The 14,628-nt window shown below is 49.4% G+C and carries 10 protein-coding genes; 6 read left to right on the top strand and 4 right to left on the bottom strand.

The window, feature by feature from the left end; all coding sequences use genetic code 11:
- The first annotated feature begins 329 nt into the window (after positions 1–329).
- The 3 genes from hflX (at position 330) to EV202_RS06930 (ending at position 5,447) form a co-directional block, all read left to right on the top strand.
- The gene (hflX, locus tag EV202_RS06940; protein WP_131926325.1) at positions 330–1,586 is read left to right on the top strand and encodes a GTPase HflX; all 1,257 of its coding nucleotides are present in this window, start codon (positions 330–332) and stop codon (positions 1,584–1,586) included.
- A gap of 45 nt (positions 1,587–1,631) precedes the next feature.
- The gene (locus EV202_RS06935; protein WP_165899402.1) at positions 1,632–3,617 is read left to right on the top strand and encodes a DUF4954 family protein; all 1,986 of its coding nucleotides are present in this window, start codon (positions 1,632–1,634) and stop codon (positions 3,615–3,617) included.
- A gap of 192 nt (positions 3,618–3,809) precedes the next feature.
- Positions 3,810–5,447, top strand: a complete 1,638-nt coding sequence (locus EV202_RS06930; protein WP_106069228.1) for a fumarate hydratase — start codon at positions 3,810–3,812, stop codon at positions 5,445–5,447.
- A gap of 243 nt (positions 5,448–5,690) precedes the next feature.
- Here EV202_RS06930 and pelA read toward each other — a convergent pair whose 3' ends face one another.
- From pelA to pyrH, 4 genes are all read right to left on the bottom strand, one after another.
- A complete protein-coding gene (gene pelA / locus EV202_RS06925) occupies positions 5,691–6,803 on the bottom strand; it encodes a pectate lyase (protein ID WP_131926321.1) in 1,113 nt (370 codons plus the stop codon).
- 148 nt (positions 6,804–6,951) lie between these two features.
- Positions 6,952–7,884 (bottom strand): ribosome small subunit-dependent GTPase A, encoded by a 933-nt coding sequence (gene rsgA, locus EV202_RS06920; protein WP_125239482.1) that lies wholly within the window; start codon positions 7,882–7,884, stop codon positions 6,952–6,954.
- A 71-nt stretch (positions 7,885–7,955) separates the two neighbouring features.
- A complete protein-coding gene (gene frr / locus EV202_RS06915) occupies positions 7,956–8,516 on the bottom strand; it encodes a ribosome recycling factor (RefSeq protein ID WP_131926319.1) in 561 nt (186 codons plus the stop codon).
- A 60-nt stretch (positions 8,517–8,576) separates the two neighbouring features.
- A complete protein-coding gene (gene pyrH / locus EV202_RS06910; protein WP_125239481.1) occupies positions 8,577–9,287 on the bottom strand; it encodes a UMP kinase in 711 nt (236 codons plus the stop codon).
- A 387-nt stretch (positions 9,288–9,674) separates the two neighbouring features.
- Between pyrH and EV202_RS06905 the strand changes: the two genes are divergently transcribed.
- Genes EV202_RS06905 through EV202_RS06895 form a run of 3 tightly spaced genes read left to right on the top strand, consistent with a single transcriptional unit; the run spans position 9,675 to position 14,100 of the window.
- The gene (locus EV202_RS06905; RefSeq protein ID WP_131926317.1) at positions 9,675–12,041 is read left to right on the top strand and encodes an efflux RND transporter permease subunit; all 2,367 of its coding nucleotides are present in this window, start codon (positions 9,675–9,677) and stop codon (positions 12,039–12,041) included.
- Between the two features lie 17 nt (positions 12,042–12,058).
- Positions 12,059–12,841, top strand: a complete 783-nt coding sequence (locus tag EV202_RS06900) for an outer membrane lipoprotein-sorting protein (RefSeq protein WP_106070502.1) — start codon at positions 12,059–12,061, stop codon at positions 12,839–12,841.
- On the top strand, positions 12,838–14,100 hold the full coding sequence (locus EV202_RS06895) for a DUF1302 family protein (protein ID WP_394336156.1): 1,263 nt from the start codon (positions 12,838–12,840) through the stop codon (positions 14,098–14,100). Before EV202_RS06900 ends, EV202_RS06895 begins: the two co-directional genes overlap by 4 nt.
- Positions 14,101–14,628 lie beyond the last annotated feature (528 nt).

The raw sequence follows: 14,628 nt of genomic DNA, 5'->3' as shown, positions 1-14,628 counted from the left end.
TTGAGATATTGTATAGGTAAAGCCTCCACTTCCTGTTTCTATTTGTAGAAATGGAAAACTGTGCAAGTGGAGGGTATATCAAGCAATCTTAGTATTTTTGGGGGATGCGGATTATGTATCTTCTCTTAGTTTTCATAAATGAGAACTAAAGGGCTACATAATCCGCATTTTGTAGTCTAAAGTTCCTACTTTCTCTTCTTGCCCAACCCTCTTGTTGACAAATACCAAGCAATCTCCGAATTAAATAATAACCTTGCTGAAAGATTCTGTAGAAATCCTTATATTTGTGGCCATTAAAATTGGAATATATATAATATAAGGTATAGTAAATGAAAGAATTTGTAATTTCCGAGGTGCAGGCCGAAACAACGGTATTGGTGGGTCTTATCACGAAGACGCAGGACGAGCGCAAGACCAACGAATACCTTGACGAGCTGGCATTCTTGGCTGAGACAGCCGGGGCGGAAGTGGTGAAAAGATTTACCCAAAAACTGGACCAGGCTCATTCGGCGACCTACGTGGGCACGGGTAAGCTGGCCGAGATAAAAGAATATATCAAGAACGAAGAAGAGGCTGAACGTGAGGTGGGGATGGTTATTTTCGACGATGAACTCTCTGCCAAACAGATACGGAATATTGAAGCGGAACTGAAGGTTAAGATTCTGGATAGAACTTCGCTTATTCTCGACATCTTTGCCATGCGTGCGCAGACAGCCAATGCTAAAACACAGGTGGAACTGGCGCAGTACAAATACATGCTCCCTCGTCTGCAACGCTTGTGGACACACTTGGAGCGTCAGGGAGGTGGCTCCGGTGCCGGAGGCGGTAAGGGGTCTGTGGGACTTCGCGGACCGGGTGAGACACAGTTGGAAATGGACCGTCGTATCATCCTCAACCGTATGTCTTTGCTGAAAGAACGTTTGGCCGAGATAGACAAACAAAAATCCACGCAGCGCAAGAACCGTGGACGGCTGATTCGTGTGGCGTTGGTGGGATATACCAACGTAGGCAAGTCGACGCTGATGACGTTGCTCTCGAAAAGCGAAGTGTTTGCCGAGAATAAGCTGTTTGCCACGCTGGACACTACGGTGCGCAAGGTGATTATCGAGAATCTCCCGTTTCTGCTTTCCGATACGGTGGGCTTTATCCGCAAGTTGCCCACTGATTTGGTGGATTCCTTCAAGTCCACCCTCGACGAGGTGCGTGAAGCCGATTTACTGCTGCATATCGTCGATATTTCTCATCCCGATTTTGAAGAACAGATAGAAGTTGTGAACAAGACATTGGCCGACATCGGCGCCGCTGGAAAGCCCATGGTACTTGTGTTCAATAAAATAGACGCTTACACCTACGTGGAGAAAGCGACTGACGACCTTACCCCCAAAACAAAAGAAAACTTAACACTCGAAGAACTGATGAAGACGTGGATGGCGAAGATGGAGGATAGTTGCCTCTTTATCTCCGCCCGTGAAAGAATCAACATGGAGGAACTGAAAAGTGTGGTTTACGGACGTGTGAAAGAACTGCATGTGCAGAAGTACCCCTACAACGATTTTCTTTATCAGGTCTACGGAGACGAAGAATAATCCTTGGAAAGTTGAAAAGAAGCTTTCCTTTTTCATTAAATCCGTATGAGTTATAGAAAATTGACCGAAGCCGAAGTGCTTCGTTTGAAAAGCCAGTCGTGTCTGGCTGATGATTGGGAAAAAGTGACCGTTGTCGAAGAGTTTGCAACGGAGTTCGTGCACCATACCCGTTTCTCGGGAGAGGTGCGTTTAGGAGTGTTCCGGTCGGAATTTACTTTGCCGGGAGGAATAAAGAAGCATTCCGGCCTGCGGCATGTGACGTTGCATAACGTTACCGTGGGAGATAATTGTTGCATTGAGAATATCCAGAACTACATTGCCAATTACGAGATAGGCCACGATACTTTTATCGAGAATGTGGATATTATCCTTGTGGACGGAGTATCGAAGTTCGGCAACGGGGTGGAAGTCTCCGTCCTGAACGAGACGGGAGGGCGCGAGGTGCTTATCAGTGACAAGCTGTCGGCGCATCAGGCTTACATCATGGCTCTTTATCGCCATCGTCCGGAACTGATAGCACGGATGAAAGAAATCACAGACTTCTATTCCAATAAGCACGCTTCTGCCGTGGGGAGCATAGGCAGCCATGTGATGATATTGAACACCGGCTCCATCAAGAATGTCCGTGTGGGCGACTATTGCCGCATTTGCGGAACATGCCGCTTGTATAACGGGAGCATCAACAGCAATGAAGTGGCACCGGTGCACATCGGGCACGGGGTGATTTGCGATGACTTCATCATCTCTTCCGGTTCGCATGTTGATGACGGGGCGATGCTGAGTCGCTGTTTCATTGGGCAAGCATGCCGGCTGGGACATAATTATTCCGCTTCGGACTCACTGTTCTTCAGTAATTGTCAGGGAGAAAACGGTGAGGCATGTTCTATTTTTGCCGGGCCGTTCACGGTTACTCATCATAAGTCCACGTTGCTGATTGCCGGTATGTTCTCGTTCATGAATGCCGGTTCGGGATCCAACCAGAGCAACCACATGTATAAGCTGGGGCCTATTCATCAGGGAACGTTGGAACGTGGCGCGAAGACCACATCGGATTCGTATATCTTGTGGCCGGCAAGGGTAGGGGCATTCTCCCTGGTCATGGGGCGCCACGTCAACCATTCTGATACTTCGAATCTGCCTTTCTCCTATCTGATAGAACAGAACAATACGACCTATCTTGTGCCGGGTGTCAACCTGCGTAGTGTGGGCACTATCCGTGACGCACAGAAATGGCCGAAGCGTGACGGACGCACTGACACCAACAAACTGGATTACATTAACTACAATCTCCTCAGTCCCTACACCGTACAGAAGATGTTCAAGGGACGGGAAACGTTGCTCAACCTGCGCCATGCCAGTGGAGAGCTTTCCGATATCTATTCTTTTCATAGTGCAAAAATCCGTAACTCTGCACTGAACAAGGGACTTAAGTTCTACGAGATTGCCATTCATAAGTTTCTTGGAAATTCAGTCATCAAACGTCTGGAAGGGACTGGCTTTCAAAGCGACGAAGAGATACGTGCCCGCTTGAAGCCCGATACGCTTGTGGGGAGCGGCGAGTGGGTGGACATCTCCGGGCTGATTGCTCCGAAAAGCGAGATAGACGCTTTGATAGACGGCATTGAGTCGGGAGCGGTGAACCGGCTGAAGTATATCAACGCCGAGTTTGAAAAGATGCATACCAACTATTATACGTATGAGTGGACGTGGGCATACGAAAAGCTGGAAGAATTTTACGGTATTCATCCGGAGCAGATGACGGCGGAAGATATTGTCCGCATCGTAGAAAAGTGGAAGGAAGCCGTGGTCGGTCTGGACCGTATGGTTTACGAAGACGCCAAGAAAGAATTCTCGCTGGCTTCGATGACCGGATTTGGTGCTGACGGCTCGCGCCTTGAAAAGGAACTCGACTTTGAGCAGGTACGTGGCGACTTTGAAAGCAATCCTTTCGTTACGGCCGTACTGAAGCATATCGAGGTGAAAACGGCATTGGGCGACGAACTGATAGGACGGATGAAAAAGGTGATGTAGGCAAATGCGCCTCTTCTCTCCGGATGCAGGGCATCATTTTTACTCTGATTAAAGAAATATTTCAATAATAGTTCTTACCTTTGCTTTGTGAAAGTAAGCGACATTCGAGGCATGACATACATGAGATTGTTCCCGTTTGGTTCGCACTACTTTTGTGCAGCGATTAACTAACTTAAAAATAAACGAGTAATTATGGCAACACCTCCGTTCAAGTATCAGCCCATGTTCGAGAAAGGGAAAGATACTACCGAGTATTATCTGCTTACGAAAGATTATGTTTCAGTAAGCGAGTTTGAAGGAAAGCCCATCCTGAAGATTGAGAAAGAAGGTCTGACGGCTATGGCAAACGCGGCTTTCCGTGATGTGTCGTTCATGTTGCGCCGTTCGCACAACGAGCAAGTGGCCAAGATTTTGAGCGACCCCGAAGCGAGCGATAATGATAAATATGTGGCATTGACTTTCTTGCGCAATGCCGAAGTAGCGTCTAAAGGCGTGCTTCCTTTCTGCCAGGATACGGGTACTGCCATTATCCATGGCGAAAAAGGACAGCAGGTGTGGACGGGCTATTGCGATGAAGAGGCTCTCTCTTTGGGTGTTTACAAGACCTATACGGAAGAAAACCTCCGCTATTCCCAGAATGCTCCGCTCACCATGTATGAGGAAGTGAACACGAAGTGCAACCTTCCGGCACAGATTGATATCGAAGCCACGGAAGGCATGGAGTATGAGTTCCTTTGCGTGACCAAAGGCGGCGGTTCGGCCAATAAGACGTACCTCTATCAAGAGACAAAGGCTATTCTGAACCCTGAGACGCTTGTTCCCTTTCTCATTTCGAAGATAAAGACGCTGGGCACTGCGGCCTGTCCTCCTTATCACATTGCATTCGTCATCGGCGGTACGTCTGCCGAGAAGAATCTGTTGACGGTGAAGTTGGCTTCTACCCGTTTCTACGACAATCTGCCTACTACGGGCAATGAATTCGGCCGTGCTTTCCGCGATGTAGAGCTGGAAAAAGAAGTGTTGGCAGAGGCTCATAAGATAGGACTCGGCGCACAGTTCGGCGGTAAATACATGGCCCACGACGTACGCATCATCCGTTTGCCGCGTCACGGTGCTTCTTGTCCCGTGGGATTGGGTGTTTCCTGCTCTGCCGACCGTAACATCAAGTGTAAAATCAATAAAGAAGGTATCTGGATCGAGAAGTTGGACAGTAATCCGGGCGAACTGATTCCGGCAGAACTCCGTCAGGCAGGAGAGGGCGATGTGGTGAAGATTGACCTGAACCGTCCGATGGCCGAGATATTGAAAGAACTGACCAAGTATCCGGTATCTACCCGCCTATCGCTGAACGGAACCATCATCGTGGGCCGCGACATTGCGCATGCCAAACTGAAAGAACGTTTGGATAAGGGAGAAGACCTTCCGCAATACATCAAGGATCATCCTATCTACTATGCAGGTCCTGCCAAAACTCCTCAAGGCATGGCTTGCGGTTCCATGGGCCCGACTACGGCCGGACGTATGGACTCTTACGTAGAGTTGTTCCAAAGCCACGGCGGCAGCATGATCATGCTTGCCAAGGGTAATCGCAGCCAGCAGGTGACGGATGCTTGCCAGAAGTATGGCGGCTTCTACCTCGGCTCTATCGGTGGTCCTGCTGCTATCTTGGCGCAGAACAACATCAAGAGCATTGAATGTGTGGAATATCCCGAGCTGGGCATGGAGGCTATCTGGAAGATTGAAGTGGAAAACTTCCCGGCATTTATTCTGGTAGATGATAAGGGGAATGACTTCTTCAAACAGTTGAAGCCTTGGAATTGCAGCAAGTAACCCTGTCATTATAACAGGCTTTTCCATATGTTGTTACCTCCCCCACCGAACGACAGGTCGGGGGAGGTCGACTTAGAAAGTTTGTCTCTTTTCACTTCCGTCATCGTGCTCCCACACTTTATGGGTTGCAAGCCCACACTTGGCGGGTCGTAATCCCACACTTTGGCAGGTATAAGCTCACACTTTAAGGAAGCTCTTCCCACACTTTGGGGAAGGAGTCCCCACACTTAAGGGACAGCCTCCTTATTTCTTGTTCAGTGTCTTTTTCCACTTCTCATATTTTTTCAGCACTTTTTGCCCACCATCGTTAAACCAACTGTAACCGTTGCGCCGTTCGTAACCTATCTCGGAGATGTCGAAGCGCTTCACGCCGTCGCGGTCGCAGAAGAAAGGACGATTATCTTCCAGCGTATAGAAGCGTGCCCAAAGCGCGGGGCAATCGGCATCATCCTGTGAACAGGGAACCATGCGATAATCTTTCTTACCTTGGCTGTTGATGAAGCTCTCTTGCTTCATGCCGACGATCTTGCTCTCCTTGAGCCAATCTGCGGCTGCTTCTACGGCAGTGACGATTTCCTTGGAGGGTTGGGGGATGGACATCAGCAGCAGGATGATGTCGTCCGATTCGGCACCGCTCAATGAAGGCAATTCGTAGGCACGGGCTTTGGCCGGAGCCAGCGTGTGTTCATCGTGCTGGGCGCACCATACGGTGAGTTTCCCGTTGCGACGGACTTGTGTTTTCAGGATGCACTCCACTCCTTTATTGAAGGCTGCGCGGGCTTGCCGGCACAGGCTGTCAGTGACGAAAGTATAAGGCGCCTGCTTTTCGTAGACTTCGCGCAGCAGCTTCATCACGTTTATCATTGCATTGTCGTTGTAGGTGATGTGGGTATAGTAACCTTTGGAGCGCGGCCAGAATTGCGGGAAACCTCCATTGGCATACTGCGACTTCAGGATGTAGCGTATGCCCTCGATGGCTGCATCTCTGTATTTCTCTATCTGCGTGGCCAGATAAGTGCGTGAAAGATAGCGTATCTCCGTGCTGGTGGCGCTGTTGTCTATCGTGCTTTCGTTTACGTCGTCTTTGGCATGGAGCACATCCTCCAGCTCTTTCGGTGATAATTCGGCAGGCATGTAGACGTTCTTCGGCCATCCGCCGGTGGTATGCTGATATAGCAATACATTGTCGGCAATGCGTATGGCCTCAGCGGTCTTGAAGAAGTCATCGTCCAGTTTCGCAGCCATCCTTACCCAACTTTTGTAAGGCTGTTTATCTTTGTAGGTCGTTGCGGTTTCTTGCGCTTTGGTTCCGACCATGCCGGCGAGAAAGGCGCAATACAGAATAATTCGTTTCATGATCTTTCCTTTCTTTATAAGAGATTCTTAGTCGAATACAAAAATAAGGAGAAACAAGAAGCCGAAGGGGGAATAATTGGCTTTATAGGGGGAAATTTAGGTAGGCGTCGGCTTTTCCGGTTGAATAAGAGGGTGGGGAGGCCGGCACTTAATAGGCAGCCCTGTACTTTCCTTCTTCTTTGTCTTCCAGCATGTTCAGGTAAGAAGCGTAGCGTGATTCGCTGATCAGATGCTCTTCCACGGCTTTTCGAACGGCACATCCCGGTTCGTGGCGATGGGTACAGTTGCCATAGCGGCAACCGGCGGAAGTCTTGAATATCTCCGGGAAATAGTGCCCTATTTCTTCTTCCTCCATATCGAAAGTGCCGAATCCTTTGATGCCCGGAGTGTCGATGAGGTATCCGTTTCCCGGCACCGGAAACATTTCGGAGAAGGTAGTGGTGTGCATCCCCTTGTTGTGATACGAGGATATCTCGCCGGTCTTGATGTCCAAGTCGGGCAGGAGGGCATTGATGAGCGTAGACTTGCCCACACCGGAGTGTCCGGAGAAAAGCGTTACACGTTCTTTGAGTTCCTCTTTAAGGAGGTCGACGCCTGTGCCCTCTCGGGCCGACACCTTGAAACAGCGATAGCCGATGGTGGTGTAGAGGTTGATAAGTGCGTCCATATAGTGAAGCTCTTCTTCATTATAGGCGTCTGTTTTGTTGAAGATGAGCCGCACCGGCACACGGTAGGCCTCGGCCGAGGCCAGAAAACGGTCGATGAAAGTGGTGGAGGTCTCCGGATAGTTCACAGTCACTATCAGCATGCACTGGTCGAGATTGGCTGCGAGGATATGCGATTGCTTGGAGAGGTTGGATGCCCGGCGGATGATGTAATTCTTCCGGTCTTCTATTTCGCTTATAAAGGCCGTGCCTTCTTGATTCAGGATGATCTGCACACGGTCGCCCACAGCCACGGGATTGGTGCTGCGTATGCCTTTCAGGCGGAAGTTGCCTTTGATCTTACACTCCACATCCTTGCCGTCGTCGGTGTGTACCAAGTACCAGCTTCCGGTGTTTCTGATTACAAGTCCCTTCAAATTAGCTCAGAGTTGAAAGTGGAAAGGCGAGAAAGAAAATAGATTTCCGCTTCCGCCTTTCCACCTGTTTTTTATACTGTCATTATTTCCTTGTCTTTGGTTGCCAGCATGTCGTCCATCTGCTTGATGTACTTATCATGAATCTTTTGCAGCTTTTCCTCACCGCCTTTCTGGGCATCTTCTGCCAAACCTTCTTTCACGGACTTTTTCAAGGCGTCGATGGCGTCGCGACGGGCGTTGCGCACACTCACTTTGGCTGTTTCGCCTTCGCCTTTGCATTGCTTGGCCAGCTGCTTGCGGCGTTCCTCGGTCAGCGGTGGGATGCCGATGCGGATAATCTCGCCGTTGTTTTCGGGCATGATGCCGAGGTTGGAGTCGATGATGGCTTTTTCGATGGGGCGGAACATGCTTTTGTCCCAAGGCTTGATGGCGATGCTGCGTGCATCGGGAGTAGTCACGGCCGCCACGTTGTTGATGGGCACCATACTGCCGTAAGAATCTACACGGATGCCGTCCAGCAAACGGGTATCAGCTTTGCCTGCGCGGATGTGTACCAGTGCTTCTTCCAGATACATCACTGCCATATCCATTTTCTCTTGCGCTTCGTCTAAGATTTCTTTTACGTCTCTCATATTGTTTCTGTTTTGAGGTTGCTTTGGTTTGAAACTGTGCAAATATAATTAATTTCGGGTTTAATTATGTACCAGTGTGCCTATTTCTTCGCCTTGCATCACTTTCTTCAGGTTGCCCACGGTGTCCATGTCGAATACGATGATGGGGAGATTGTTCTCCTTGCACATGCAGGTGGCGGTGAGGTCCATCACTTTGAGTCCGCGCCTCAGCACTTCGTCGTAGGTGATGTCGTGGAATTTGGTGGCGGTGGGGTCTTTTTCCGGATCGGAGGTATAGATACCGTCCACTCGTGTTCCTTTCAGCATCACGTCGGCTTCTATCTCGATGCCTCGCAAACTGGAGCCTGTGTCGGTAGTGAAGAACGGGTTGCCCGTTCCGGCCGACATGATGACCACTTCGCCGGCTTCCATACATTCAATGGCTTTCCATTTATTGTAGAACTCGCCGATAGGCTCCATGCGCACGGCGGTGAGCACACGGGCCTTCACGCCGGCAGCCACCAGCGCAGAACTTAGTGCAAGGCTGTTGATGACGGTTGCCAGCATTCCCATCTGGTCGCCTTTCACACGGTCGAAGCCCTTGTTGGCACCGCTCAGCCCCCGGAAGATATTTCCGCCGCCGATAACGATGCCTATCTGTATGCCCATTCCATGTATTTCCTTGATTTGCGCTGCATATTCGGCAAGGCGTTTCTCGTCGATGCCGTACTGCTTTTCTCCCATCAGGCTTTCGCCGCTGAGTTTCAGCAAGATTCTTTTGTATGTTGCCATAATTCTTTAAGTTTGTTTCTCTGTTTCGGCAAAGATAATGCAAACAGAGTGCATAAAAAATGAACTTGTCCATTTTTTTATCTTCCACTGCAATTAAATTTTGATATGGAAGGGAGAGAATTTATAACCATTGATTATGAGAGCTTAATGAAAAATCACTATTTTAAGGTATTGTATCGGTGCTGATACATTACGAAATTTGCATCCGAGAATAAAGGTATATTACTCTCATATCAAAAAAAACTGTATAACCGAATTCTATATGAGGCATTTAGAATACATCATCATATTATCATTCAACGAAGCGAGCCGCCCGAAAAGAGCGGCTCGCTTCGTTTTTTTTGAACAAAACGAAAACTTGTTCTTTTTTAAAAACATCAATTAAGTATGAACATCGAAAAAATCAACTGCTGGTTTGCCCGGAGAGGCAAATGGATTGTGAAAAGACGCCGGCTCGTCTTGGGGCTGTTTGTTTTGCTGTTAGGCATAAGTTTCGCCGGTTTGCGTTACCTCAACATCAGTTCTTCGTGGAACGATTATTTTCTCGAAGACGACCCGATGCTTGTGAAAACCGATGAGTTTAAAGAGATATTCGGAAATGACAATTTTGTGGCTGTCCTCACACGGTGCGACAATACGTTTACGAAAGCGAACCTTGAACTCATCCGCGAGTTGTCCAACGAACTGCTCGACAGCCTTTCGTACGCCGACAAGATAACTTCCATCACAGACATAGAGTTTATGGTGGGTAGCGAGGATGGAATGACTATTGAGCAGATTGTGCCCGAAACGATTCCGTCCGACGAAGACGGATTGGCCGAAATCCGGCGGAAAGCCTTTCAGAAGCCATACATTGCCGATCGGCTCGTTTCGCAAGATGGCAGGCTGACATGGATTTTCCTTAAACTGAGACCCTTTCCTGAGGATTCGGTATGGAATAAAGGCAAAGGTTCCGTTTCTCCCGAAATGCTTACGGGCAGAGAATTGGAGCGCATTATAACCAAAGAACGGTATGCCCGCATACACCCTAAAGGAACCGGGCTACCCTATGTTACCTTTGCTAAAATGGAGTGGGTGGGTAAGGAGATGCCTCGCGTGATGGGGCTTGCCACACTGTTCTCTATCATAGTGTTACTGCTTGTCACACGCTCTTTCAGAGGGGTGGTGGTACCGCCGCTTACCGCCGTAGGTGCCATTGTCATGGCTTATGGCATTTTAGGATATTTCCGGCTCACCATCGACAGCGGCATGATGTTGATTCCCATGCTGCTGACTTTTGCCGTGGCGGTGGCCTACAACATTCACGTATACTCTTTCTTCAAACGGAGGTTCCTGACGCATGGGCAGCGGTGTTTGGCGGTGGAGGAAACCATAGGCGAGATGGGGTGGCCGGTGCTCTTCAGCGCACTCACTACGTTTGCGGCATTGCTGTCATTCCTTGCCATTCCCATGCAGCCAATGCGTTTCATCGGCATAGCGGCCTCTCTCTGCGTACTGTTTTCTTTCTTCATCACCATTACGATAATGCCCGCTTTGCTGAGCTTCGGACGGGACGGCAAGCCGAATGAGAAACTGCAAGAGGCTGGCGGGCGATGGATGGATTGCAGATTAGAGGCTTTCGGTGCCGGAGTTTTGCGCCGAGGCACGCTCATTTTGTGGGTGGCAGGTCTGCTGATGGCCGTTCTCATCTATCAACTCATGAAAATAGAAACGGCATTCGATATTGAGCGCACCATGGGACGGAGAGTAGCATACGTGAGGAACCTGCTTGAGATAAGTGAGAGCGAACTTGGTTCGATATATACCTACGATGTGATGATAGAGTTTCCTGAAGACGGGATGAGCAAATCTCCCGCTGCGCTTGTCAGGCTCGATTCGTTAGCGCAACATGCCTCACGCTATCCGCTCACCAAGCGCACTTCTTCGGTGCTGAACATCCTCAAAGACCTGAATCAGACACTGCACGATGGTGATGCGGCTTTTTATACTGTTCCCGACAATGCGGACGAGGTGGCGCAACTGCTGCTGCTCTATGAAAATGCGGGCGGCAGCGAGGGGGAGTATTGGGTGGACTACGAATATCGCCGCCTGCGCCTGATGGTGGAGCTGAACGATTATAATTCCGGTGAGGCCGAGCGCGAGCTGGAGGATATCGTTGCATGCGCCCGGAGGCTTTATCCCGAAGCTACGGTGACCACAGTGGGCAGCATTCCGCAGTTCACGGTGATGATGCAATACGTGGCGCGTGGACAGCTATACTCGTTTGTGATAGCCCTGCTCATCATCGGGATGCTGATGATGATTGTCTTCGGCAGTGTGCGCATAGGGCTGATAGGCTTGATTCCCAATATTACTCCGGCAATTGTGGTGGGAGGACTGATGGGCTGGATGGACTATCCGCTTGATATGATGACAGCTACCATCATGCCCATGATTTTAGGATTGGCGGTGGACGACACCATCCATTTCATCAACCACGGGCATTTGGAATTCGACAGACAGCGCAACTACCGCTCGTCCATTCTGCGGTCGTTCCGTATCGTGGGCACGCCGTTGGTGCTTACCAGCGTCATTATCACAGTGAACTTTGCCATCTATACCACTTCCGAGAGTGTATCATTCATGCACATGGGGATACTTTCGGTTGCAGGTATTCTTTCGGCGCTCGTGGCCGATTTGTGTATTACGCCGGTGCTGTTCCACAAGTTCAGGATTTTCGGAAAAGAAGTGAATTCCATAGAAAATAATCAATGAAAAAACAGATGAGAAACATGAAACGTACACTTTCTACTCTTGCGATGACGGCTCTGTTCGGCATCGCTTCATTTGCGCAGACGGGCAGGGAGATAGCCCGGAAAGTTAAGGACCGTCCCGACGGAAATACTCGTCGTTCGGAGTTAGTGATGAAACTTATCAACAAGCGTGGCAGCGTTCGCGAGCGCAGACTCGTCTCCTATTCCATTGATGTGGGCAAGGAGAAGGAAGACCGCAAAGGACTTATGTTCTTCCTCTACCCCGGTGACGTGAAGGGGACAGGTTTTCTCACGTGGGATTATGACGCTCCTGACAAGGATGATGACAAGTGGCTTTATCTTCCGGCTATGAAAAAGACCCGGCGCATCAGCGGTTCGTCCGCCAAGCAAGACTACTTCATGGGCAGCGACTTTACGTATGACGATATGGGGCGTCGCAGTGTGGATGAAGATACGCACCAATTGCTGGGAGAGGAAACGCTGGAAGGGCATAAATGCTGGAAGCTGGAATCTGTATCTAAGGATAGCCGTGATATTTTTTCCAAGAAAATCTCATGGATACGGAAAGATTGTCTGATTCCCGTGAAGGTAGAGTATTACGACAAGATGGGCAAGCTGCATCGGCGGCTTGAAATGTCGGACATCGCTCAAGTGCAGGGCTATTGGGTGGCATTGAAGATGCACATGGCTAACGTGCAGACCGGCCACCAGACAACTATTGAGATTATCAGTCCGAAATACGACCTCCCGATGGAAGAGTCTGGGTTTAACGTAACCACACTGGAAAAAGGCAGCTTATGATGAAAGACAGGAAAAAACTCATTACAGGCTTGTACCTGCCTGTTCTGTTCCTCTGCTCCATACATGGGGCGTGGTGTCAGGAAGGGGGTGGGGCTTCGTGGAGACTCAAAGGGTTTGTCGACACCTATCATGCCCTGCGTACGGACAACCCGAACGATTTCATGGCTTCTCGCACCCGTATGCGTGGCGAGATAGAGAAGACGTTTGGCGCGTCATCGCTTTTTGTCTCGCTCAATGCCACTTACAATGCTCTGCTGAAGGAACGCACCGGATTTGAACTGCGCGAAGCCTATCTCGACCATCGGAAGGAACATTGGGGTTTCCGTTTTGGAAGGCAGATAGTTATCTGGGGAGCGGCAGACGGGGTGCGCATCACCGATTTGCTCTCGCCAATGGACATGAGCGAATTTCTGGCACAAGACTATGACGATATCCGCATGCCGGTGAATGCCCTCCGCTTTTTTGTCTTCAACGAGAAGATGAAGTTGGAGCTGGTGGCCGTTCCCACTTTTCAGGGCTATATGTTGCCGACCGATGAGAGGAATCCGTGGAGTATTCTGCCGAAAAACGCCGTGCATCCTATGGTGTGGGATGATGCCGGTGGCACACCGGCCTTCAAACTGTCGAATGTGGAGTATGGAGGGCGGCTTTCCTTTACTTTGCCGGGTATTGATTTTTCATTGGCAGGGTTGCATACGTGGAATAAGATGCCGGTGCTGATGTATGGGCAGTCGGCGGCAGGAACCGTCGTCTCGCCCCGATACTATCGGATGGGTTTTGTGGGAGGTGATGTGGCAAAACCGCTCGGACAGTTTGTATTGCGTGGCGAAGCCGCTTTCAACATCGGCAAGCATTTCAGCTATCGGCCGCAGGCTGCACACACCTCCCAAAAAGGTTTTAACTCCATAAATTGGTTGGCGGGAATCGACTGGTATGCACCCGGTGAATGGATGGTGATGGTACAGTTTTCGAGTGAGAGCATTTTCAAGTACGAAGAGCAAATGGCCCAGCCTCGTCACAACTCGCTTCTGACGGTCAATGTATCGAAGAAGCTGTTGGGCAGTACGCTTCAGCTCTCCGACTTTACCTATTTCGACTTGAACCACAAAGGATGGTTCAGCCGCTTTTCCGCCGATTATGCCCTCAACGACCTCATCCGTCTTTCTGCCGGCTTTGATTGGTTTGGCGGCGATGAGGGTATGTTTGGTCTGTACAAGCGCAACTCGGAAGTGTGGGTCAAGGCAAAATATAGCTTTTAGCAGTGTTTTGTTTCGTGCATTTTCGCTCGATTGACGTAGAAAGAACATGACAATAGACAGTTTGTGTGTCTCTTTTAGAAGAAGAGTGTGTATTGGCTTGATTTTCAGTGGATAGCACTCTTCTTTTTTCTTTTCTTCGAGATGGCGTATGTTCGGCACCGAGGAACACGTCGTTCCACACCGAGGAACACCCTCTTCCTCACCGAGGAACGAGGCTTTCGGCACCGAGATACGATTTGCGCCTGTCGTATCCATGTATAATATTTTACAAATGAGCGTTCCGGCGGAGGCTGCCTATATGGGAAAAACTCAATTTCAGAAAAAAGAGCCATATCATTACTCAAGAAATAGAGTGTGATAGGGCTTTTTATTATTTATCTGTTACAACCCGTAACTTTTCTAATGACTTATATTAGACGCATCCCCGTCCGGCTTTATCTCCTTTTGCTTTAGAAAGTAATAGATTGTGAATGCTCCATCAACTGGCCAATTATTTAACCAGAATTTTGCCTTAGCTGTCCGAAATAT

The sequence above is a fragment of the Prevotella heparinolytica genome (genome assembly GCF_004342845.1).
GTDB lineage: Bacteria > Bacteroidota > Bacteroidia > Bacteroidales > Bacteroidaceae > Bacteroides > Bacteroides heparinolyticus.
This window is presented reverse-complemented; position numbering and strand designations above follow the sequence as displayed.

Excerpts from the sequence above, each read along its gene's own strand:
- hflX (WP_131926325.1), top strand. The coding sequence starts at position 330 with ATGAAAGAATTTGTAATTTCCGAGGTGCAGGCCGAAACAACGGTATTG.
- EV202_RS06935 (WP_165899402.1), top strand. The coding sequence starts at position 1,632 with ATGAGTTATAGAAAATTGACCGAAGCCGAAGTGCTTCGTTTGAAAAGC.
- EV202_RS06930 (WP_106069228.1), top strand. The coding sequence starts at position 3,810 with ATGGCAACACCTCCGTTCAAGTATCAGCCCATGTTCGAGAAAGGGAAA.
- pelA (WP_131926321.1), bottom strand. The coding sequence starts at position 6,803 with ATGAAACGAATTATTCTGTATTGCGCCTTTCTCGCCGGCATGGTCGGA.
- frr (WP_131926319.1), bottom strand. The coding sequence starts at position 8,516 with ATGAGAGACGTAAAAGAAATCTTAGACGAAGCGCAAGAGAAAATGGAT.
- pyrH (WP_125239481.1), bottom strand. The coding sequence starts at position 9,287 with ATGGCAACATACAAAAGAATCTTGCTGAAACTCAGCGGCGAAAGCCTG.
- EV202_RS06905 (WP_131926317.1), top strand. The coding sequence starts at position 9,675 with ATGAACATCGAAAAAATCAACTGCTGGTTTGCCCGGAGAGGCAAATGG.
- EV202_RS06900 (WP_106070502.1), top strand. The coding sequence starts at position 12,059 with ATGAAACGTACACTTTCTACTCTTGCGATGACGGCTCTGTTCGGCATC.
- EV202_RS06895 (WP_394336156.1), top strand. The coding sequence starts at position 12,838 with ATGATGAAAGACAGGAAAAAACTCATTACAGGCTTGTACCTGCCTGTT.